The sequence below is a fragment of the Luxibacter massiliensis genome (genome assembly GCF_900604355.1).
GTDB classification, from domain to species: domain Bacteria; phylum Bacillota; class Clostridia; order Lachnospirales; family Lachnospiraceae; genus Luxibacter; species Luxibacter massiliensis.
In genome coordinates this window covers 361,965-386,055 of the sequence record NZ_UWOE01000001.1, presented here as the reverse complement: position 1 = coordinate 386,055, position 24,091 = coordinate 361,965, and the positions used below count along the sequence as shown (strand labels likewise).

Genomic DNA, 24,091 nt, shown 5'->3' with positions numbered 1-24,091 from the left:
TTCTGCAAAGTACCCGTCCGATTTTCACATTTAGAGTATCCCTATATAAACATTTTTATAAGACTTGAGAAGAAACTGTACAGGCCATCCCCAGCTATGAGGCCCGCATCACGGCAGTTCATAAATTCGTCTCCGACAATCTTCCTAAAAATAACTGCAACAATAACGCCGATTCCATAGATTGGATTATTAATTAACAGGCCTGTCGCCAATAGGACGCCAAACATATATTTTCTTCCAATTATCTGTATAATTGCCCCAGGGATTGCCCAAATCATAAGTTCTTTTAAAAGAGCCATATTGCTTCCCATCTCAGCAGTTGTTGCAAACACCACGCTTGTGGCAGGAATCAAGCCGTCTTTGAGAGTCATATCGGCAAAGAAAATCACTACAATAATCCCTATTACAACCCCCAGCATTTCTATATATACTTGCTGCTTCCTTCCATAGACTTCATACTCAGGATTCTTACTTTTCCCCCTGATGATCCATCCCGTTTTCAGATCATACCCCATATCAGCAAAACATGGGCCTACAGAGCTGATATAACCTGTCAGGACTGCTACAGCAATTGGAGAAAATCCCATTAAAACGCCCATTGTCATAAAGATTGTGGTAACTGCAAATCCCGGAAACCATCCTGAATACATGGCTGCTTTTCCAATAATAATCATAGAAGCTACAGATGCAAACGCAGTCCACAGTACCCACAAAACCATCTTAACAGGTGACATTCCTGTAAAAATGCCGCAGATAACACCTACAAACACACCTCCGGCCACGTGAGTCAGAAGAGCTCCGATCAAAGTCCCCTTTGTTTTATTCGCAGAAACTGTCAGGCCCTCCTCAGCCTCCTGCCTTGCAGCTTGAGCACCTTTCTTTTTAGAAGAACTCTGATAAATTGAAACAACCGACTGTACCAGCGCAATCAAACCCGCGCCTACCATAAATCCTTGCGGGATGTTAGTCGCCCCTAGGTCAAATCCTGTAAGTGGAGCAGCATATCCACGGATTAACAGTCCAATCCCCAGGGCCAGCATAGAAACAATATTCGCAATAAACACAATACCTACTGCCCCTACAGGAAGCTTAAAAATACTTCCCACAATACCCACTACGATTCCCTGGATTACACGCTTTGCCTTATCTCCGCCTTCATCCCCTGCTTCCAAAACCTCGGCTGTAGCTACCCCTGGCGCCCACGCCTCCTTTGCAGGAAAAAGCTGTGAATCAAATAAAGAACCTACCGTATAAACAGAAATAACCGTACCAAAAATACATCCGATTGCCATAGGCATGATCGCTTTCGTCTCTCCCATGACAAACAGAATCGCAACTGCCACAAAAGCACAATTTGCAGCCGAAAACCCCGCGCCGGATACAATCGTCTGTATATAGTTCTGCCGCTCCAGACTTTTAAATTTACCGAACAATGTCATCGGTATCTTTGATATCAGCATTGCAAATACAGCGCCTAATATAGATGTATTGGCGGATACGCCGACCTTCCCCATTATCTGCATACAGATAATCCCCGATAAAACAGCTAGAATTGAGCCAAAAATAATTGTGCCCAGTTCATAAAAACGGATTTTTTCAAATTTAGGCTGTCCTGCCTTGGATTCGCTCTCTCTCATTTCACATACTGTCTCCTTTTCCTAAAATAAAAATCATACTTAAATTTTTACTGTGGCAGAGGCCCTCTGAACACTTTTCTATAAATGGGAACAAAATTTCCTATTATATAAAAAGGGCGCCCGCATTCAGGATTGCCGGGCACCCTTATTCTTATTTTTTAATAGCCTGCAACACCCATCCGTTTACAGATGTCTGCCAGTTCCGGATCCACATATTTACCGTTTTCCTCAATCGCAACTCCATCAAGTATAATAGATGGCTTGGATACAACACCGTCTGTATGGGATGCAGCCGTCCAGTAGCTTCCGCGGATCATTTTGCCCTGGCTTCCAATGCCAAATTCCATACATCCAAAAATTCTTTCATCCTCCACAATGCGTCCTGTAGCCTTTGAAACTCCCGGATTAAATCCTAATGAATAATGTGCAAGGCGGAACATATTGGGGTCATCAAATGAATGCAGCCATGCGCTGAACCTATCAGCATCCTTGCCGCCCTCAATCTTAGTAACTCTCCCGTTCTCCAAGGTTAATTCTACGTTCCCAGACAAAATCCCCATATCCGTGGGGGGGAAAATCGCAGCATCAAATACCAGCTTTCCATTGATTGTCTCTTCAATCGGACACCAGCTAATCTGTCCGCACATCATAAACGGATATCCCTTGAATGTAGCAAGCTGGCCTGAATGACGAACCGGCCTGCCCTCATTCTTTGCTGTGAGATAGGTTCCATTATCATCCTTGATAATAATTTCATTGCCGGCCTCCATCTTAGCCTTCAGCGCCTCACCAAGTTCTACAACTCTGGCCACATCTACCTTTCCAATGCAATTTACAATCATCGTAACATCCATGCCTGTAAGGTTGATATAACGGCATCCAAAATCAATTGCCTTTCTCCATGATTCACAGAGCATTATAGAAGAATAAGACAGCTCAATCCATACGTCTGCCACTGCCACTGCATTGCCGAGAGGTGCAATCGGCTCTGCATAAGCCTTTTCATTAGTTGGCACGTAAACCAGAACCGGATTAGCTCCTACAATATATGCTGCATTCATAATTGCATCCAGAACTCTTTTATCTGTAGAGGTGTCTCCTGTAACAACAACATTCTCACCTGGTTCCACCAGCATAACCTCTTTCACAAGTTTGTAGGCTGCTTTGCTCACCTCATAAGATAAGTAATCGGGGGCCATCTCAATTCCAATTGGGTATTCCATAATTCTTTCCTCCTCTTTCTTTATAAATCTCTATTCATAATCTGCAATCCCCAGTTTTTTGCAGTATGAAATGCATGTTTCTTCCTTGTATACACCATCTTCTTCCAGTATTTCTCCATCCAGAATAATCGTTGGTTTAGAAATCACCCCGTCTGTATGTGACGCGGCATCCCAGAAAGCTCCCATTAAACTGGCCCCCTGGCTTCCGATGCCGAATTCTATACATCCAAAAATTCTCTCATCCTCTACAATTCTGCCTGTAGCTTTTCGCACACCCGGATTAAATCCAATAGAATAATGAGCCAGGCGGTACATATTGGGATCATCGAAGGATGCCAGCCATTTCTCAAATATCTGAGCCTGAGCTCCCCCCGTTATTTCTGTCACCCGTCCTTCCTTAAGTTTAAGCCTGACAGGTTCCTTTAATAACCCAATTTCACTTGGCGGAAATAGTGCAGCGTCAAAAACTAATGTTCCTTCTATCGTCTCCTCCACCGGGCACCAGCTCACCTGTCCGCCCAACATAACCGGATACCCCTTCTTAGTGGCAGGCTGCCCTGAATGCTTTACTTTTCTTCCCCTGTTATAAGCTTTTAAGTCAGTTCCATTTGCATCTTTAACAATAATTTCATTGGAGGACTGGACTTTTTTTGTCAGATACTCTCCGAATTCAACCAGTACGTCATATCTTACTTTACCTATGGTATTAGCCAGCATAATCGTATCCATACCACACAAGCAAGTATACCTGGCTCCATTTGCTATTGCTTTTTGAAAACACGGAGAATGCATAACACAATAGTAAGCAAACTCAATCCATACGTCTGCCGCTGCCACCGCATTGGCTATGGGCAGATAAGGTTCTTCAAATGCCCTCCCTGTAGTTGGGTATTTAATCAGGACAGGATTTGCGCCGATGGTATAAGCTGCCCCCATCACCGCCTCCACTACTCTCATATCTGTAGAAGTGTCTGCTGTAATTACAACTGACTCTTCTGGCTTTATGAGCATGACATCTCTCACCAGTTTCATTGCGGCCCTCTGTACTTCATAAGATAAATAAGAGCCTGTCATCTCTATGCCAATAGGATATTCCATATTCATCACTCCATTTCTATTCAAACATGCCCTCTGTAAACTTATCTGGAGCTGATTTAGACTTAATCTTCATAGCGATATAATAAACCACGCCCGTTATAAGTAATGACTGTAAAGGCGGAATTCCAATGACAACTACGTATGTAGTCACATAACCCACTGCCGTACCAACTACCATTGCAATTGTTGCCATAAAATTCCATCCAAGTTTGTCTTCCCATTTTTCCTTCCGTACAAAGAAATCCACAAACATAACCCCAGCGATGGCGGGATAGAGCAATGCTGCCAGGCTCAGCAGATCCTGAAAATGATCTAGGATTCCCCACAGGGAGAGAATGATTGACAATACTGTTCCCACCAGTGTTACTGTGGCCCTTCCTTTATTCGATGTAACATTTAAAATATTTGAAAAAGAAAGTCCCATCGTATAGTTATTTACAAGCTGACTAGTCCAGGAAGCAAGCCACAGGACTATGAACCCCCATACTGGGAATCCCAAATTCTGCATAACTGCCACGATATCTGCGGTACCGTTTCCCGCCGCCATAATAGCTCCAATAAACACAAGGGGGATACCGATAGCTACGATCCCCAAAGGTATCAGTATATTATCCCTCCAAGTAGGTTTCGCATATCTGGTGTAGTCCGCTGCGATTACAAACTGGGACACATTCATGCCAAGAAGCATTGTCACTCCGGCTGCAAAAGTAAGATCTCCGGTTCCCTGGTAACTCATTATGCCAGACCACCCCACATTCTTCAATGCCAGGTAGATACCAGCCACACATAAAATCAACCCGCAGGGCACTGCCAGATAATCAGTCCATTTCATTGATGCATACCCAATAATAGATGGTAAGGCGAATAAAAAGCCTACTATTATAGTGACGATCGCCCAGGCAACCCTATTAGACGTGTAGTCAATCCCAAGAATTACACAGAGCGCATTTCCAGTAACAGATGTCTGTATGGCCCACCACCCCATGCTGATCACGCCAATCACTAGAGCAATGATAAACTTAGCCTGTTTGTCCCCGAATCCCTGACGTGCAATAACTGATGAAGAAAGTCCTGTTTTCGCCCCTATGTAGCCACTTAATGTATTTCCTACCCATGTAAGTATCAAAAAGGTAAACAATACAACTGGAACCATGCCCTTAAGGCCAAATGCACCAATTAATGTTGCGCCAATCATTAGTATGGGAACACAAAACTCCAGTCCCCCAAAAATCACAGCCGGTGTTATCCAACTCTGCCGCTGTTCCAGCGGAACTGGAGTCATTGGCTCATCTACAATTACAGTTTTCTCCGAATTCTTTTCCTTTGCCATGATGTCCCTCCTTCTACTCCCATTCAATATTCTGGAAGATCCTGTACGTTAAATTAATTTGTTATAAACATCATATCTTTTCATATTTCTCCATGGAATCGCTTCCCTGGCTTCCTTTAGCTTCTTCTTCTCCAACACCACTCTTGCATATGCCTCACCTAGTGTCTCCATTCTGAGGAGCACTGTCCCATCCGGGTTTGAAACCGTTGTATTTCCACAATATTCCATATCCCCGCATGCCCTGTTAAGTGCGACCGTATATACTTGATTCTCCGCCGCTCTCATTTTACTGCAGGTAGAAAACAAGTCTTCCCAGCCTGCCCCCCATGCGCTGGGATAAAGGATCACATCTGCATCCAGTTTTTGGGCAAGGGGCGTAGAGAGTTCAGGAAATCCATAATCTGCACAGATCAGCATCCCAATATTCCACCCTTTAAAAGGAACCGTTACCAGCTTATCTCCTTTTTCAAAAAAATCATTCTCTGTAGCCCAGAGATGAATTTTGCGGTATTCTCCCAGTAACCTGCCTTCTTCGTTCCATAGACAGGCTACATCATAGTGACGCTTCCCTTCTGCAATCTGTATTCCCGCCAGAATAGCAATATGATATTCTGCCGCCAGTTCCGAAAAAAATTCAGCTTCTCTATCTGATGATGCCGCCCTTTCAAAATTATATCCGCTGATACACAACTCAGGAAAACAAAGTAAATCAATATCGTCCTCTGCATAGCGTTTTACAAACTCTCTGGCTTTCCTACAGTTCTCATCTACCATTCCTTCACGGACAGACATCTGCACAATTCCGAGCTTCAGCATATTTTACTTCCCTCCTTTCATCTTACTGATTTCTTAAAGACTTTTATTTCCCTTGATAATACCACAGTTTTCTTATAAAATAAAATCATATTATTTTATGGCATAATAAGTTCCAATTATATAGGAAATTGCCAGATAATTCCCAGAAAGGATTTGTGGTGAAATGTTAGATTTAAAATTAGATACTTTTCTTATATTGTGCGAAACAAGAAACTATACTCAAACGGCCAGCCGGCTCAATATTACGCAGCCGGCAGTCACTCAGCATATCAAATATCTTGAAAATTATTACCAGGCCAAACTTCTGTATTATGACGAGAAACGCCGCCTGCATTTAACAAGCCAGGGTAAACTCCTTCAGTCATATGCACAGACAATCAAGTCTGATTCCCAAATCCTGGAAAGACTGCTTAAGTCACCGCCTGAACAGCCGGAAGAATTAAAGCTAGGTACTCTGACTACTACAGGAGAATCTCTTGTCCCCCACATTATAGCGGAATATTTAAAAAAATACCCCAACAAGAAGGTGAGTATGTACTTAGGGGAGGCCGATGCACTGCTCCAACAGTTAAAATCAGGACGGATTCAGCTCTGCATTATTGACTCTTACTGCTCCCCCCAGGAATATGAGAGCAGGGAGCTCTTTGAAACCAATACTATATGTGTCTGTTCACCTCAGCATCCTCTGGCAGGACAGACAGTCAACTTTGAAGATTTGAATAAGTACCGCCTTATTTTCCGTGAAAATGATACAAACTCCCACCGTAACCTAATGCATATACTTCATGCACATAATCAGGATATAGACAGTTTCCAGTCCTATGTTGAAGTAGGGACAATCAATACCGTACAGAAGATGGTTATGGAGAATATAGGCATCTCTTTTATCTATGGTTTTGTAGTCCAGGAAAATCTATATAACGGTTCCCTCAGCCAGATACATATCCGTAACTTTTCTTCTCATTCTATGTTTAATTTTGTCTGGATGAAGGATAGTTTTTTTACCCCGGCTAACCTGAAGGTTCTGGAAATATGTAAAGAGGTGATCAATTCCCCCTTTTTTTGTGGGAGTTCTAACCCCGATTCTAAATAACCGCGCCTTAGGGCGCCCCTTAATATATGTCCTTCACACAGGCGGACTCCGCCCAATAAGGCAAACCAGCTCTCCAGGAAACTCTGAAGAGCTGGCCGCTTATTGTTCGCTTCTAGTTTAAGACCTCTTTTTACCAAGCTGCAAAGTAGATGTAAAGAAACTATAAATCGCAGAGCCTGCAATTGCGCCCGCTCCGAGGATATAAAGGATACTTTGCCCTTCCTCCCCTTTCGTTTTTACAACAATTATTCTGATAATTAGGGCAGCAATAACTGTGATGCCCGTGATCGTACTTCCCACAAGAAGGCCTGTGGCAAAAAGAACACCCAGCTGCTTTTTCGCCCCTCCGACAAATTGAAGGATAGCGCCTGGTATGGCAAAGATAATCAGCCATTTTGCAATCTCCGGACTAGAACCCGCATCAATAGTTGTCACAAACGTACGGGCCACGGGAGCCATAAGATCCTGCTGAAAATATGTATTCCACATAACCAGCACTACAGCAAAAGCTACAAAGAATGACATTGTTTCTGCCATAAACTGTTGCTTTCTTCCAATACGTTCAAACTCTGGATCCGCCCCTCTTCCGCGGAGTATGTAGCCACATTTAAGATCGTACGCCATATCTGAAAATGCAGGGCCCGTAGCTGCTGTATAGCCTGCCAGAATCCCCAGGGGCAGCCTGGGGAACCCCATCATCATTCCCACCAGAAGGAAAATAAGAGCTGTGGCAAATCCCGGGAACCAGCCGGAATGCATTGCGGACATCCCCACGATCAATTCAGATGCAATCGCTGAAAATGCCGCATATATCACCCATATAATGAGCTGCGGCACTGACATCTGCGTATACAGGCCCGCCACAACTGCAAGTCCTATGGCGACAACCACATATGCGATATAGCCTTTCACAAGGGCGCCTCTCATATCTGAAATGCTGCTCGTAAACCTCCCCGCCACACTGCTCTTTCCGTCATCCTTTTTGAAAAGCATCACTCCCACCTGGATCAGCGCTACAAGGCCAGCGCCGATCATAATGCCATGGGGCACATAATACTGGTTGACAGGGAATCCCTGGTCTGTACTGACTCCTATGACAAGCGCACCTACTCCAAAGGCTCCCAGCGCCCACATGTCTCCGATCCAGGTTACTCCCAGAAGATCCGTCGGTATGCCAAAAGCCTTCCCTACAGCGCCAATCCCCATTCCTACAATGAGGAGCATAGCTTTCTTTCCCTTGTTGACCACTGCGAGAATTGTTTCTGCCGCAGCAATCCCTGGCGGCCACGGTTCCTCCGCCGGAAACATAGGTGTATCAAAAGTCTTATACAAAATGGTGGCATCGATAATTGTCGCCAGCAATACACCCACCAGCATAGGGACAACCAGACCCGGATCACCCATCAGATAAGGGATCCCTATGGGCAGTATCAAACTGTTGGCAGCCGAGAATGTCGCCCCTGAAATTGCTGTCTGGACAAGATTCTGGGCATGGATATTTCTGTACTTCTTAAATATTCCAATTGGGATTCTGGAAAGGATAATTGCAAATAATGCACCTACAATAGATGTATTTGTGCTGATTCCTATCCTTACAATTAGCTCAAGTCCAATAATTGCTCCCAAAACTGACAAAATAATATTTAATATTAATATAGACGGACTAAATGCTGATGGATGCTCTGGAGTTCTATTTGTCTGTCCACTCATTTTAACACCTCCCTAATATCATATTAATGTAACTGGACACCTAAAAGTTCACTGACAATCCGGGCCGGGCAGGTTCTGCACAGCAATACCGGCTTACCGGTAATTGAATCCACTAGATTTTTCGCCTTTTTCGTAAATCCGATGCAATCCATGACAATCAAATCTGCCGCCATGTCCTTTGACTTTTGAGCGGCCCCCTCCCCCTCCGACATATCCCCATACGGATTTGCCAAGATAGGTGTCACTTCTTTCATAATGGGTTCCCACTGCTCGTATGCCTGCTGCACCTGTTGTTCGTCTGGAGTAATTACTATATCTTCTCCCAATATAGGCATAATGCCGGGAATCACACCCACCCGCGGCGACTGCCCTATGGTAACTGCTCCAATTTTTTTCATCAACCCGCCTCCTTGCTCTAATTTATTTCTCCTTCAGACAACGTTGCATTTTATACAAAAAGGGGCCTATCTCAATATGTTAAGATAAGCCTCCCTGTTGTATACTTTTATTCATTTATTGAAATAATTTTATCATAAAGACAGCGACAAGACAAAATCATATTATCTTATGCCTCTATAAGTTTAACTTATACCCCCTCTATAACTCCCCCTATATACCCTCCCTCAAAGCACGGCCTCCCAAGCGGCATACGGCCCGGCCCTCCTTTGCATCCAGCAGGAGGCTGGTATCGGTGCCAGAGACATCATATACTCTTATGATACCGGACAGTTCTTCTTCTCCAGGCCATAATCTCAGAAAAACGTCGGGGAAACGGCCCAGTAATTCCGGCTGATACAGCCTTGTTTTACTGTTTTCATTGATAGCTCCGTAATACACATCTGCCTCCACCAGATCCTGGAACATATGGCTCCCGTATGACAACTCCGGCCGATATCCAGCCTTACTGTAAGCCACCTCACAGATTGCAGTAAACTGGCTGATATCTGCATATACAACAGGTACTCCTAATTCTGGAGACGAGGTACCGATCCTCCCCGGAACCAGCAGCATCAGCTTCTTATCCAACTCCTCATAGAACTGGTTAATCCTGCTTATCATCCTGCCCACATCAGGCTTTCTCGCATAAGGATATTCATAGTATGCCTGTGGGTCAACCCATACAATACAGTCCAATACCTCCTTTTTTGACCTGCGCATGGATGTCCTGCGCACGTCAAACAGAATTTCTGTGTCTATACCCTCCGGAATCTCTATTTGTTCAGACGGCGCAACCTGCAGGGGGCGGCACTGGAGAAGGTTCACCTTCCACCCGCCCTCTTCCATTCCCTTCACTGCAAATTCCACGTCAACAGGACGTTCGTATTCTTCTTCCAGCATCTTTAGTATTTTTCTCATCATACGGATAAACTCATTTTTATCTACAAGTCCCTGGCAATCTGCAAAATACACTTTTCTGTACTGCCGCCTCTGTGACAGCATATACTCTGCTTCCGTATCCCTGCTTAAAACAAGCTTCCTCTGCCCCTCTGCCATTCCTGGAATGACCCTATCCAGAAGCTTCGTCACAAGCTTATTTTCTGAAAAATCTAAAACATCCACCTGTCTCTGGGAAAACTTGTGCCGCTCAGCAATGGTGGTCCTAATATTGGCCTGCGCTCGGTCTAACCCCACAAGTCTGGGATAATCCCCGGGAGTACGCTCAACTGCCCGGGTGCCCAGGCCCATAACCATACGCAGCATGCCAGCATCAGGATTCATATGCTCCATCCATTTATAGGGATTATAGGAACATCCCATACCTGCAGCCACAGGAAAATATAATTCTCCATACCGTTGTCCCTCAACCTTCTGTACCAGCAGTGCCATCTGCTCATCCACATCAAAGAGTTTTCTTCTTCTCCTATATTCTATCGCAGAGGGATTCATTGTACTTGCATACACCTGCCTTACGGCATCCTCAAACTCGCTGAGCCGCTCTTCCTCCGATCCCTGGTTCATACAAAAGATTGATTCATATTTTCCAGAAAAAGCATTGCCATATCCATCTTCAAGAAAACTGCTGGATCTTACAATTACTGGAGTAGCGCCATAATGCCTTAGTATCCTTCTCATCTCATCCCGTATATTATCTGGGAAAGCGCCATTCCTAAGTCTTTTTTTCAGTTCCTCTACTTTAGCAAAATGTTCTTTTTCTTTTCTCTGCTGCTCTCTGAGCTGTGCACAATGGTTTAGCTCCAAATATGTACAAAACACATCTGAACCAATAAAAAATGAATTATGAGGTTCTATATATTCTTTAAACTCGGGCAAGCGTACTGCGATTAGTTTCCTTGCCACAAGAAGGCCGCAAGCTTTTCCCCCTATGAGCCCTTCGCCGATTCTCCTCTCCCTCACCTTCCTGAAATCTTCCAGGGTAAAATGCTTTAATATTAACCTCTCCATACGGGACTCTGTGGTCATAAGGCTATTACATATCCTCTTCTTTTCCTCCTCTGTAACCGCTTCCCTGTTAAGAAGCTCTTCCCAATTGTACATACTCTGCCTCCCCCTTTCTAAATCATCTCAGGCAACGCCAGTTTCATAAATTCTGTCATGCTTTTTGTAAGATACTTATTTTTCCTAAAATATAAATAAACCTCCCTGACAGCCTCAGGGTCATCTATTTTATAATAAATTATTTGCCCGTCAGGAGGCAGGCTCTTGACAACTGTATCGCTCACAAAAGAGGCGCCCATGCCGTATTCCGTAAGATGATAAGTGGTCAGAAGCTGATTTAGTTTTAATGAATAATTCAACTGTACTTCCGCCCTGCGGCAGATAGCCTCCACTCTTTCCCTTGTATCATTATGGGCGCGGAGTACTACAAATGGCTCTGTTTTAAACTTCCACAGGGGAACCCCCGGAAATGCAGGCTCCAAGTGTACATTGCCCCGGATGTCCTCCACGCTGAGCTGATATTTAACTGCTTTTTTGTTGCTCTCAAAAGAAGCCGGAACAGCCAACAGAAGATGTTCTTCCATAAAAAATCTTCTTTCATAAACCGCTTCATCTAAAAGATAATTATCGATAATAATGTCCAGTTCCCCTGCAAACAGTTTTTGTTCCAGCAAAGGTGTGTGGCCTTCAAACAAACTAACCTTTACATGGGGATATCTCTCCCTGAATTTTGCAATGATAGGCGGAAAAATAAAGGAAGAAAACAGATAAGACCCTCCCACTGAAAGATGCCCCGTCCTTAGCTCATGTAAGTTGCCCACATAATATGCAAACTCATCCTCCAGATCCATAATCCTCTCAGCAGTTTTGATATACCGCTTCCCACAATCCGTCAGCTGAATTGGCGTGGTGCTGCGGTCGAACAATGGCATTCCTACTTTGCTCTCCACCTTTTTTATCATAGCACTCAGAGCTGGCTGGGATATATATAAATTCTCAGCGGCCTTTGAAAAGCTCCTTTCTTTATACACTTCATATACATAATTCATACCGCTGAACATAGCGTCCCTCCAGCCTTATAATTATTTGGTTATAATCACTATACAAATATAAATATTTGATTCTATTCTATGATATTTCTATAATAAAGGCAAGAAAAAGAAATATCCAAACAAGGAGGACATCATGAAACCAATCACAGATTATTCTGACGAGGCCCTGCGCTCTTTACTGAGAGAACTCCAGGTTCAGTATAAAGAAGCACAGGCCCAAAATCTGAAGCTGAACATGGCCAGAGGTAAGCCGGCAGCATCGCAGCTCGATCTTAGCGCCCCTCTTCTTAGGACTATGGAGAACTATACATTGGCCGACGGTACAGATGCCAGAAACTACGGAATACTAGAGGGTATTATTGAGTGCAGAACGCTATTTGGAGATCTGCTCGGGATAGACCCAGAGCAGATCATCATAGGCGGAAATGCCAGTCTTAATCTTATGTTCGACACAATCAGCTTTTTGTGCCTGTTCGGAACCGGAGGATGTGAACCCTGGCTATACCATAAGCATAATGATACCCCTGTCAAATTCCTCTGTCCTGTCCCAGGATATGACCGGCACTTTACCATATGCGAAGAGCTAGGGATCGAAATGATCCCTGTTCCTCTCAATGAGGACGGTCCGGATATGGATACTGTAAAAAAACTGGTAAAAGAAGATCCCCTCATAAAAGGAATCTGGTGTGTTCCACTACACTCCAATCCCCAGGGCGTATGCTATAGTGACCAAATTGTCGAGGAACTTGCGGCAATGGAAACTGCCGCTGATGATTTCCGCATTTTCTGGGACAATGCCTATGGCGTCCACCATATTTATGAGGAGGTGCCGTTAAAAGATATTTTAACAGAGTGCGCAAAAGCCGGGAATCCTGACAGGCCTTACTATTTTTTCTCTACCTCTAAAATAAGTTTTCCCGGATCCGGTATCGCCCTAGTTGCTTCCAGCACAGCAAACATTACAGAATTCAAGAAACACATGTCTGCACAGACTATAGGGCATGACAAACTAAATCAGCTGCGCCATGTGCAGTTCTTCAAAACGCCGGAAAACATACGGAACCACATGAAAAAACTAGCCGATGAAATCCGGCCAAAATTTGATATTGTGCTGAGCAAACTGGGTGACAGCCTAAAAGGCAGCGGACTTGCATCTTGGAGCAATCCCAAAGGAGGATACTTTATATCACTGGACACCCTTTCCGGGTGTGCCGCCCGTACCGTACAGCTTGCCAGGGAAGCGGGCGTTACCCTGACTGGCGCGGGAGCCACCTATCCATATGGAAAAGACCCAAAAGACAGCAATATCCGCATAGCGCCTACATACCCTGTCACTGCCGAACTGGAAAAAGCAATGGATATTTTTATAATATGTGTTAAAATCGCAGGAATTGAAAAGATTTTAGGATAAACCTTTATCCGCCAACCGCCAAATTTATGCCAAACAAAATTGTAAAGGAGAATCATTATGAGACAGGAATATAACCCTTATGATAACGTACTAAAAGTTGTAAAGGAAGCCGCTGATATTTTAGGCTATACAGACAGTGATATTGAAGCCATTAAATTTCCAGAAAGGGAATTAAAAGTTGCAGTCCCTGTGCGGATGGATGACGGAACCACACATGTATTCGAAGGATACCGTATCCAGCATTCCACATCAAGAGGCCCTGCAAAGGGGGGCATCCGTTTCCATCCTGCTGTAAACCTGGATGAAGTAAAGGCTCTTGCAGCATGGATGACCTTCAAGTGCGCTGTTGTCAACATCCCTTATGGCGGCGGTAAAGGCGGCGTAGTCTGTGACCCTAATCAATTATCAGAAAATGAGATACGTGCCATTACAAGAAGATTTACGGCAGCAATTGCCCCCTTAATCGGGCCGGACCAGGATATCCCAGCTCCTGATGTGGGAACAAACGCAGCTGTTATGGGGTGGATGATGGATACATACAGTATGTTGAAAGGACACTGCGTACATGGTGTTGTAACAGGAAAGCCTATCGAACTAGGAGGCGCCTTAGGCCGTAATGAGGCGACTGGACGCGGCGTTATGTTTACAACCAAAAACATCCTCAAGAAACTTGGACTGGACACAAATGGGACTACAGTTGCCATTCAGGGAATGGGAAATGTGGGAAGCATCACAGCTAAGCTGCTTTATAAGGAAGGCATGAAAATTGTTGCTGTCAGCGACGTATCCGGCGCTATCTACAAGCCAGAAGGACTGAATATCCCGGCTATTTTAGAATATTTATCCAAAAACCGTAAAAATCTTCTTGAAAATTACGAGGAGGATGGGATCACCCGCATCTCTAACAGCAAACTTCTGGAGCTAGATGTAAAAGTACTTGTACCAGCAGCCCTGGAAAATCAGATTAATGCAGACAATGCAGATCATATAAAAGCCGAGATTATTGTAGAAGCGGCCAACGGGCCTATTGCTGCGGAAGCCGACCCTACTTTAAATGCTAAGGGAATTATAGTAGTGCCCGATATTCTGGCTAACGCCGGCGGTGTTGTCGTTTCCTATTTTGAATGGGTACAAAATATTCAATCCGTAAGCTGGACAGAAGAATCTGTCAATGAAAAACTCAAAAACATTATGGATCCCGCATTTGAAGCAGTATGGAATATTGCGCAGCAAGAGCATACCACCCTGCGCACAGGCGCATACCTTATCGCAGTAAAACGAGTTGTAGATGCCAAAAAGGCAAGGGCAATCTGGCCATAAAGCACGAAAGTAAGAACGCCTCCCGGCCAACAGAAAGGAACTTTCCAGCAGACGCCTGCAGTATATTTATTGAAAAATCTAAATATAATTACTTTGACTAAAAACGGACTGCCACTAAATGAAGATTCTGCAAGATTTAAATTTAATCTATGTGTCTTACATAGTCATCTTGTATAGAAATTCATTTTAGGGCAGTCCCTGTTTATATACCAAGGCTATTCAAAACAGCTGCATTTCTGTCTTATGTTCATATTTTGTTCATTTATCATTTAAAAATCTTTCATTTTCTACTCATTCTTTCTTCATTTCTGACACATATACTATAGGTATCAAATAAATAATATTTATTATATATTAGCTATTTGATATTACACTCGCCAACAGATGCAATACTATTTGAATAAACTTTTTCATAATACGTGCCGGGAACTGCAAAAGCAGTTACCCGGCATCCTCCCTTTTATAGGTTCTTTATTTCTTTTATTCTAACTCAAATGCCCCTGTATATAGTTGATAATACTTTCCTTTTTCTTCCAACAGCATATCATGTGTCCCACGTTCAATAATTCTTCCTTGCTCCAGCACCATAATCACATCTGAATTACGCACTGTGGAAAGCCGGTGGGCGATTACAAATACAGTCCTGCCTTCCATAAGCGCATCCATTCCCCTTTGGACAATTGCTTCTGTACGTGTATCAATAGAAGAAGTGGCCTCATCCAAAATCATAACCGGAGGATCTGCAACTGCAGCACGGGCTATTGCGATTAGCTGCCGCTGTCCCTGGGAGAGATTAGCTCCATTTTCTGTGAGCATGGTATTATATCCGTCTGGAAGACGTGTTATAAAATCATGGGCCCCAGCCAGTTTAGCTGCGGAAATACATTCATCCTCTGTGGCATCCAGTTTTCCATATCTGATATTGCTCATCACAGTTCCTGTAAAAAGATTTGTCTCCTGGAGGACGATTCCCAGAGAACGCCGGAGGTCTGCCTTTTTAATTTTATTAATATTAATACCATCGTAGCGTATTTTTCCATCTGCAATATCGTAAAAACGGTTAATCAGATTCGTAATTGTCGTCTTTCCTGCACCTGTGGCGCCAACAAAGGCAATCTTCTGCCCCGGCTCTGCATATAGCGTAATATTATGAAGTACTGTTTTGTTCTCCTCATAGCCGAAATCCACATCATACATCCTGACATCTCCTGTAACCCTTGTATAGGTGACTGTCCCATCTGACTTGTGGGGATGCTTCCAAGCCCATACCCCCGTACGTTCCTTGCACTCCGTTAATTCCCCATTGGCCTCTTTGGCATTCACCAGTGTGACATATCCGTTATCTTCTTCGGCTTTTTCATCAATCAGGCTAAAAATCCGTTCTGCTCCTGCAAGTCCCATTACCACCGCATTCACCTGATTTGATACTTGGCTGATATTCCCACAAAACTGTTTTGTCATATTCAAAAATGGCACTACTATACTAATACCAATTGCCATTCCTGAAAGACTGATATTGGGCGCACCTGCCAGCATCAGAATTCCCCCTGCCAATGCCACAACCACATAGAGCACATTCCCGATATTGCCTAGAATTGGCATGAGCATATTTGCATATTTATTCGCATTCTGTGCATCTTCAAACAGAGCATCATTAATCTTGTCAAATGCCTCTTCACATTCCCTTTCATGGCAAAACACCTGGACAACCTTCTGTCCATTCATTATTTCTTCCACATACCCTTCTGTCCTGCCAATAGCCATCTGCTGCCTGATGAAGTACTTAGCGGAATTACCTCCCACCTTTTTCGTCACCACCAGCATAAAAATAACGCCCACTATAACTACTAAGGCCATCCAGACACTGAAATATATCATAATAAAAAATATAGTCAGCACAGTTACTGCGGATATCAAAAGCTGAGGGATACTCTGAGATACCATCTGCCGCAATGTATCTATATCGTTAGTATAATAACTCATAATATCACCATGGTTATGAGTATCAAAATATTTTACCGGCAAATCCTGCATTCCATTGAACATTTTGCCTCTGAGCTTTTTTAAAAATCCCTGCGTAATGACAGCCATCATCTGGGTATAGGTAAATGCAAAGATCAGGGACAGGATATAAAAAATTAATAGTATTCCCACATAAAAAGTAACCCTGCCTGCAACTGATTCCCAGTCCCCACTTCTCCAGCTCTCCTCAACAATAGCTATGACATTTTGCATAAAAATTGCCGGAATAGAACTCACTGCGGCACTGAAAATAATACAGACAATTACGACTGGCATTTTTACCGGATAAAACTCAAACAGTGTCTTAATCAAACGTCCGGCAGTCCCCTTTTTCATTTTATTCTGTCTGCTGTTATTCATTGTCATCACCTGCCTTATTTTGGGAAGTATATACTTCTTTATAGATATCATTCTCTCTCAAAAGCTGCTCATGTGTGCCAATTGCATCTATTGTACCTTTATCCATGACAATAATCCTGTCTGCATCTTCCACCGATGACGTACGCTGTGCAATAATAATCTTTGTTGTATCCGGTATATATTCCCGGAATGCCTTTCGGATTAATGCATCTGTTTTTGTATCCACTGCACTGGTAGAATCATCCAGGATCAGAATCTTAGGTTTTTTTAGAAGTGCCCTGGCAATACAGAGCCGTTGTTTCTGCCCGCCGGACACATTCGTGCCGCCCTGCTCGATATGTGTGTCATATCCTGCCGGAAATTGCATAATAAATTCGTCTGCCTGGGCCAGTTTACATGCCTCTACTAATTCCTCGTCTGAAGCCTCTTTGTTGCCCCAGCGCAGATTCTCCTTGATAGTACCTGAAAATAATATATTTTTCTGAAGCACTACAGAGACCTGGTTCCGCAGCGCCTCAAGATCATACTTCTTTACATCAAGCCCCCCAACCCTGACAACGCCTTCTGTGGCATCGTACAGCCTGGAAATCAGTTGGATTAAGGAGGATTTGGAAGAACCTGTGCCACCGATAATGCCAATCGTTTCCCCAGACTTAATATGCAGGTCAATATCTGCCAGGGCCATCTTCTCCGCTTTTTCTGAATATTTAAAGTTGACATTGTCAAAATCAACAGAGCCATCCTTTACTTCATAAATTGGATTCTCAGGATTATGTATGGCGCTTTCCTCTTTTAATACTTCCACAATACGCTTTGATGACTCACTGGCCATTGTAATCATAACAAACACCATGGAAATCATCATCAGGCTCATTAAAATCTGAAAGCTGTAGGTCAGAAGAGCCGAAAATTGCCCTACATCCAAATCCACGCCTCGGGATGTAATGATTGTATATGACCCAAAATACAAAACAAAAATCATAACTGAATAGATGCAAAACTGCATAAGCGGGTTGTTGACGGCCAGAATCCTCTCAGCCTTTGTAAAATCCATACGTATATCCTCTGCAGCCGCCTCAAATTTTTCTTTTTCATACTCTTCACGTACATAGGATTTGACAACACGCATTCCCTTGATATTTTCCTGGATGGAGTTATTCAGCTTATCATACTTTTTAAATACCTTTTTAAACAGCGGCATAACTAATTTTATAATGACGGCCAACCCGATCCCCAGTATGGGAACCATAACCACAAAAATCCATGCCATTTTCCCTCCCATTATAAACGCCATTGTAAATGAGAAAATAAGCATAAGCGGACAGCGGATAGCAATACGTATAATCATCATATATGCCATCTGAAGATTTGTCACATCTGTGGTAAGCCTTGTCACCAGGGAGGATGTGGAAAACTTATCAATATTCTTAAAGGAATACGTCTGTATTTTATAAAACATATCTTTTCTCACATTTCGTGCAAACCCACAAGAGGCCGTAGCACACGTAGATCCTGCCAACGCCCCGAACAAGAGGGAAAGCGCCGCCATTAAAATCAGCAGAACTCCATACCTGACAATTACCATAAATTCACACCCTGCCTTAATTTGATTTACAAGCTGTGCGATAATAAAAGGAATAATGCACTCCAGGACCACCTCCAGTGATACAAAAATCGGTGTCAGTATTGATGTCCTTTTATATTCTCTGATACATTTTGTAAGTTCTTTTACCATTGCCTATTTCATACCTCCTCTGTCAGCCCATTTTTTTACCAGTTTCTCAAGCAAAGTAAACAACTGCTCTTTCTCTTCATCCGTCAAGCCTTCAAACAGCTCCTTCGCCATGCAGGCATATTCCTCTTTGTATCTGACTGCCGTTTTTCTCCCTTCTTCTGTCAGACGCAATTCTACCTGGCGTTTATCCTCATCGCTTTTCATCCTGGCAATAAAACCTTCTGCCTCGATTTTTGCCAAAATCTCGCTTAATGAAGCTGATTTTATATCCATAATTCTCTGAAGCTCTCTCTGCGTCATGTTCCCAAACCTTAGCAGAGTCGTCAATATCCTTTTCTGCCCTGTCTTTTCTCCCGCCTGAAAGTATAAATAACGGCCGCAAATTCTAAGGCTGGTAATTAACCCCAGTTCCAACATGTTGTCAACTTTTTCTTCCATTCTCCCTCACCTGTTTAAAATAATAACTGATAAATGAACTTAAATTCAGGTACCTAAAACATTAGGTACCTTGCATTAGACATTATAGCATAATTTTTTTAAATTGCAAGGTACCTAATAATTTTTTTCATTCGTCCAGGGGTACTATCACTTTCGCCTCCATTGATATTTAAAATTTTTTCCCCCGTATTTTCCACTTAGTTTTTGATAAATCATTTTGTACCTGTTTTATATTCTCATATTTTCTTTTTGGATTTTCTCCCAGACATTTTAAGATAATTCTCAATAAAAGATACTCTTCGAGTTTATTAAGTGAGATAAGAGACTCTGTATGAGCCAGCATGAATTGTATTGTCTTTCCCAGTCCATAAAGATCAGGGGCAGATTTAGAACTTTCCCGCATATGGATAACAGGCCTGACAAAATGCTCCCGCATGGCGGGCCTCTGCATATTCCGTATAACAAATGCATTGCTTGATGCATTTAAATCCAAAAGCAGTATTTTATCATCAGATGTCACAAGTATACTGTACGGATTTAGGAAGCGGTAACACTGGCCATTCCTGCATCGGCTATACTTTTCCAACTCGGCAGCCATTTTTGTAAACCAGCCAAATAGCTGCTCTTTCGTAATTTGGGAAGCATCCTGTATCCGATGTATCAGCAGCCGCCCTGCAAGGCAGTCCATAACTATACGGCAGCGCCCTCCATGCTCAATAAATTTAATAACTTCATAATTTTCTTCTGTGATCTATAACACTCCTTTCTATTCTTTAATTATACCTTTGTCTGAAACGCCCATCAGAACTGATGCCGGAATACAAATTGAAATGATAGTGAAACCCTGTCAGAATACTTGTATTTTACTTGATTTATATACAAAATGCAAGCACTTTATGCGCCTGCATTCTGTATAGTATATCTGTTTATTTCCCGTTCTCTAAAAACACTTTTCTCGTGATAAAATTATAGACCATGACCACACCGGTAGCTCCAATTTTGGAGAGCATATAAAATATATGCAGCTTGTCCACAGCCACCCACATTATAAACTGATTTATGCCCAGTCCAATAACACTGAGTATAATGAATACCATAAAATCTTGTGTTTGGCTTCTGTCATCCGTCACATTGAATACCCAATGAACACTCAAAAGATAATTAAAAATAACAGATACAGAAAATGATACCGCGCTGGATATAAGGTAATTAACACCAAACGCCTCTGTCAGCAGGACCATAATGCCATAGTCAATAACAAATGCGCTTCCTCCAACAACAGCAAACCTAACAATTTGCTGCCAGAGGCTTGTATTTTTCTTATTGTCCATAAGCTCTTTATAACTCCTCCAGCTTATTGAGGGCAGCTTCTACAACCTTATCCATGTCATAATATCTGTAGTCCCCCAGCCGGCCTCCAAACACCACATTCCCCTCCCCTGCTGCCAGGGATTTATATTTTTCAAACAAAGCATTATTCTTCTCGTCATTTACAGGGTAATAGGGTTCCATTCCTACCTTCCACTCGGTGGAATACTCCCTTGATATTACTGTCTTTTCCTGTTGGCCAAATTCAAAATGTTTATGCTCGATAATTCTCGTATACGGCACTTCCCTCTCTGTATAATTCACTACTGCATTCCCCTGGTAGTTGCTTAAGTCCAAAACCTCTGTCTCAAAACGGACGGAGCGGTACTCCAATGCCCCCAACCTATATCCAAAATACTCGTCAATCATACCTGTAAATATAACGTTCTTTGCAATGTCCGGAAATGCCTTCCTGAACTCAAAGAAATCTACCTCCGTCCTAACTTCTATACCTTCCAGCATCCTCTCAATAATCTGAGTATAGCCGCCTATAGGAATGCCCTGATATCTGTCATTAAAATAATTATTATCATACGTAAAACGGAAAGGCAGCCTTTTAATGATAAAGGCTGGAAGGTCTTTGCAGTCTCTTCCCCACTGCTTCTCTGTATACCCCTTAATCAGCTTCTCATACACGTCGCGCCCTCCCAGGGAAAGCGCCTGTTCTTCCAGGTTCATGGGGTTTGTTATTCCTGTCTTTGCAACCTGTCTGTCAATCATATCCCTGGCTTCCTGGGGTGTCTTTATACCCCACATTTTACTAAAAGTATTCATATTAAAGGGAAGATTATACAGTTCATCTTTATAAATAGCAATCGGAGAATTGATATAGTGATTAAACTCCGTAAACTGGTTCATATATTCCCAAATCTTTTTGTTGGATGTATGGAAAATATGCGCCCCATACTTATGCACATGGATTCCCTCAATATCCTCACAATATATATTGCCTGCAATATGGCTGCGCCTGTCTATTACTAGACATTTTTTCCCTTTCTTTTTCAGTTCATATGCCATTACGGCCCCGTACAGTCCTGCACCGACAATTAAATAGTCAAATTGATGCATCTTTTCTCCTCCCCAATATATGTGTCTTTCATACAATATCTGCACCCTTGGTACTATTGTCATATTATACCATCATAAAATCATTCTGTATATAGACTGGTTAAAAAATGCACTTTTATACATTTTGCCGTACTTATTGGATGCCTTAGCATATCTCTCCATGCGGGTATGAATTTAAAAGGAACTCTCAAGTATGTATTTTTATAATAATTATGCAATTTTACCGATTTTCTCATTTTTTCATTTACAAATTATACAAAATGCACTAAACTATTATTATGAGTCGTTTTCTACATGGAAAACATTATAGATTATACACCATTCTGCATATAAATATGCGTATATGCCAAGGGTGTGAATAGGGGGCATCTTTAGATATATATTTTGCGGATGCCCTTTAGGTTATATTCATGAATGATGGAGGTAAGATATATGAAAGGAAACGTTATTGTTGGACAATCAGGAGGCCCTACAGCCGCAATCAACTCAAGCCTTGCAGGTGTATACCGCACCGCCAAGGACCGCGGGGCCTGCAAGGTCTATGGAATGCTGCACGGAATTCAGGGGCTCCTTCAGGAGCGCTATATCGATTTATCTGAATTTATAACAACCGAGTTAGATGCAGAACTATTAAAAAGAACACCAGCTGCGTTTCTCGGTTCCTGCCGTTATAAACTGCCGGAGATCCACGAAGACGGGGAGGTCTACAAGAAAATTTTCAGTATTCTGGATAAGCTGAATATTGAGGCTTTCATCTATATTGGCGGTAATGACTCCATGGATACTATCAAAAAGCTGTCTGATTATGCAATTGTAACCGGGCACCATACCCGCTTTGTAGGCTGTCCTAAAACAATTGACAATGACCTTGCCCTGACAGACCACACGCCGGGATTTGGAAGTGCTGCTAAATATATAGGCACATCTGTAAAAGAGATTATCCGCGACAGCTTCTGTCTGGAATATTCCAAGGGCCTTGTCTCAGTTGTAGAAATCATGGGAAGGAACGCCGGATGGCTTACCGGCGCAGCCGCTCTGGCGAGGGGCGAGGACTGTTCAGGCCCTGATTTAATCTACCTGCCTGAACTCCCCTTTGATATTGAAAAATTTCGCGACAAAGTAGAAAATCTGCTTACCCAGAAGCCTTCCGTAGTAGTTGCTGTATCCGAAGGTATCCGGCTTCCAGATGGACGTTATGTTTGTGAATTGGGGCAAAGTATAGATTTCGTCGATGCATTCGGCCATAAGCAGCTTTCCGGCACCGCCAACTACCTGGCAAGCTATATTGCCGGTGAAATCGGCAGTAAAACACGGGCCATAGAGCTTAGCAGCCTCCAGCGCTCTGCATCTCACTGTGCATCCCGGGTAGATATCCTCGAAGCATATCAGGTGGGCGGCGCCGCCGTCAAAGCTGCAGATGAGGGTGATTCAGGTAAAATGGTTGTAATTCAGCGGCTTTCCGATGATCCATACCAGAGCGGGACTGAAGTCAAGGATGTCCATAAGATTGCCAATGATGAAAAACTTGTCCCGAGAGAATGGGTAAATGAAGATGGTTCCTACGTGACTGATGAATTTATCAATTATGTACGCCCTCTAATTCAGGGCGATGTCTCCCCCGTTATGGTGGATGGGATTCCACGCCATCTGTTCAGGCCGTTTTAGGATTTTGAGCAATTCAGATATTCTAAGGGATGTCTCACATAAACATAAGGCATCCCTTAATTTATGTCCCACAGTCAGAAGGTCTCTGTCCGGCGATGTATTTCCAGACTGACGGCCACCAATACCACCACTCTATAGATCCATATTTTGTTTTATAGAAATAGGCATTTTTCTCCAAAACTTCTTGACAAATCTTTTAATATATTATATACTCAATTTTGCTGTGAAGTGAGTTTTTCAGTATGTGCGCGTAGCTCAGCTGGATAGAGCGTCTGGCTACGGACCAGAAGGTCGGGAGTTCGAATCTTCTCGCGCACGTTTGATGGAAAGCTGCCAGGACATCTCCTG

19 protein-coding genes and 1 tRNA gene are annotated in these 24,091 nt (G+C 43.0%); 5 read left to right on the top strand and 15 right to left on the bottom strand.

Annotation, left to right across the window (positions count from 1 at the left end; genetic code table 11):
* Positions 1-41 precede the first annotated feature (41 nt).
* The 5 genes from EFA47_RS01945 to EFA47_RS01925 form a co-directional block, all read right to left on the bottom strand.
* Entirely contained in the window at positions 42-1,637 is a 1,596-nt protein-coding gene (locus EFA47_RS01945; RefSeq protein WP_122641775.1) for an OPT/YSL family transporter, read from the bottom strand.
* Between the two features lie 158 nt (positions 1,638-1,795).
* Positions 1,796-2,860 carry a M29 family metallopeptidase gene (locus EFA47_RS01940; RefSeq protein WP_122641774.1) on the bottom strand — a complete coding sequence of 355 codons (1,065 nt, stop codon included), beginning with the start codon at positions 2,858-2,860 and terminating at the stop codon, positions 1,796-1,798.
* A gap of 30 nt (positions 2,861-2,890) precedes the next feature.
* The gene (locus EFA47_RS01935; protein ID WP_235853192.1) at positions 2,891-3,982 is read right to left on the bottom strand and encodes an aminopeptidase; all 1,092 of its coding nucleotides are present in this window, start codon (positions 3,980-3,982) and stop codon (positions 2,891-2,893) included.
* Positions 3,975-5,288, bottom strand: a complete 1,314-nt coding sequence (locus EFA47_RS01930; protein ID WP_122641773.1) for a cytosine permease — start codon at positions 5,286-5,288, stop codon at positions 3,975-3,977. Before EFA47_RS01930 ends, EFA47_RS01935 begins: the two co-directional genes overlap by 8 nt.
* Positions 5,289-5,336: 48 nt before the next feature.
* On the bottom strand, positions 5,337-6,104 hold the full coding sequence (locus EFA47_RS01925) for a carbon-nitrogen hydrolase family protein (protein ID WP_122641772.1): 768 nt from the start codon (positions 6,102-6,104) through the stop codon (positions 5,337-5,339).
* A 163-nt stretch (positions 6,105-6,267) separates the two neighbouring features.
* Here EFA47_RS01925 and EFA47_RS01920 point away from each other — a divergent pair, with 163 nt between their 5' ends.
* On the top strand, positions 6,268-7,197 hold the full coding sequence (locus EFA47_RS01920) for a LysR family transcriptional regulator (protein WP_122641771.1): 930 nt from the start codon (positions 6,268-6,270) through the stop codon (positions 7,195-7,197).
* Positions 7,198-7,314: 117 nt separating this feature from the next.
* Here the strand turns inward: EFA47_RS01920 and EFA47_RS01915 are convergent, their stop codons facing one another.
* From EFA47_RS01915 to EFA47_RS01900, 4 genes are all read right to left on the bottom strand, one after another.
* A complete protein-coding gene (locus tag EFA47_RS01915) occupies positions 7,315-8,907 on the bottom strand; it encodes an OPT/YSL family transporter (RefSeq protein WP_122641770.1) in 1,593 nt (530 codons plus the stop codon).
* Between the two features lie 23 nt (positions 8,908-8,930).
* Positions 8,931-9,305 (bottom strand): AroM family protein, encoded by a 375-nt coding sequence (locus tag EFA47_RS01910; protein ID WP_122641769.1) that lies wholly within the window; start codon positions 9,303-9,305, stop codon positions 8,931-8,933.
* 211 nt (positions 9,306-9,516) lie between these two features.
* A complete protein-coding gene (locus tag EFA47_RS01905; protein ID WP_122641768.1) occupies positions 9,517-11,403 on the bottom strand; it encodes a PEP/pyruvate-binding domain-containing protein in 1,887 nt (628 codons plus the stop codon).
* A gap of 17 nt (positions 11,404-11,420) precedes the next feature.
* Positions 11,421-12,365, bottom strand: coding sequence for a LysR family transcriptional regulator (locus EFA47_RS01900; protein ID WP_122641767.1), 945 nt, complete (start codon positions 12,363-12,365; stop codon positions 11,421-11,423).
* A gap of 124 nt (positions 12,366-12,489) precedes the next feature.
* Here EFA47_RS01900 and EFA47_RS01895 point away from each other — a divergent pair, with 124 nt between their 5' ends.
* Complete coding sequence (locus EFA47_RS01895) at positions 12,490-13,767, top strand: aminotransferase class I/II-fold pyridoxal phosphate-dependent enzyme (protein ID WP_122641766.1); 1,278 nt, start codon at positions 12,490-12,492, stop codon at positions 13,765-13,767.
* Between the two features lie 57 nt (positions 13,768-13,824).
* Positions 13,825-15,087, top strand: coding sequence for a Glu/Leu/Phe/Val family dehydrogenase (locus EFA47_RS01890; protein WP_122641765.1), 1,263 nt, complete (start codon positions 13,825-13,827; stop codon positions 15,085-15,087).
* 480 nt (positions 15,088-15,567) lie between these two features.
* On the opposite strand, the gene EFA47_RS01885 is transcribed toward EFA47_RS01890, so the two are convergent.
* The 6 genes from EFA47_RS01885 to glf form a co-directional block, all read right to left on the bottom strand.
* On the bottom strand, positions 15,568-17,469 hold the full coding sequence (locus EFA47_RS01885; RefSeq protein ID WP_235853191.1) for an ABC transporter ATP-binding protein: 1,902 nt from the start codon (positions 17,467-17,469) through the stop codon (positions 15,568-15,570).
* A complete protein-coding gene (locus tag EFA47_RS01880; protein WP_122641763.1) occupies positions 17,462-19,204 on the bottom strand; it encodes an ABC transporter ATP-binding protein in 1,743 nt (580 codons plus the stop codon). Before EFA47_RS01880 ends, EFA47_RS01885 begins: the two co-directional genes overlap by 8 nt.
* Before the next feature lie 3 nt (positions 19,205-19,207).
* Positions 19,208-19,642, bottom strand: coding sequence for a MarR family winged helix-turn-helix transcriptional regulator (locus tag EFA47_RS01875; RefSeq protein WP_122641762.1), 435 nt, complete (start codon positions 19,640-19,642; stop codon positions 19,208-19,210).
* 169 nt (positions 19,643-19,811) lie between these two features.
* A complete protein-coding gene (locus EFA47_RS01870; RefSeq protein ID WP_122641761.1) occupies positions 19,812-20,330 on the bottom strand; it encodes a hypothetical protein in 519 nt (172 codons plus the stop codon).
* 238 nt (positions 20,331-20,568) lie between these two features.
* Positions 20,569-20,973 carry a GtrA family protein gene (locus EFA47_RS01865; protein WP_122641760.1) on the bottom strand — a complete coding sequence of 135 codons (405 nt, stop codon included), beginning with the start codon at positions 20,971-20,973 and terminating at the stop codon, positions 20,569-20,571.
* A gap of 7 nt (positions 20,974-20,980) precedes the next feature.
* Complete coding sequence (gene glf / locus EFA47_RS01860) at positions 20,981-22,078, bottom strand: UDP-galactopyranose mutase (RefSeq protein ID WP_122641759.1); 1,098 nt, start codon at positions 22,076-22,078, stop codon at positions 20,981-20,983.
* A 432-nt stretch (positions 22,079-22,510) separates the two neighbouring features.
* Between glf and EFA47_RS01855 the strand changes: the two genes are divergently transcribed.
* Together EFA47_RS01855 and EFA47_RS01850 are read left to right on the top strand one after the other, a co-directional pair.
* On the top strand, positions 22,511-23,743 hold the full coding sequence (locus tag EFA47_RS01855) for a 6-phosphofructokinase (protein ID WP_122641758.1): 1,233 nt from the start codon (positions 22,511-22,513) through the stop codon (positions 23,741-23,743).
* 244 nt (positions 23,744-23,987) lie between these two features.
* Positions 23,988-24,061: transfer RNA gene (locus tag EFA47_RS01850), tRNA-Arg, on the top strand.
* Positions 24,062-24,091: the final 30 nt, after the last annotated feature.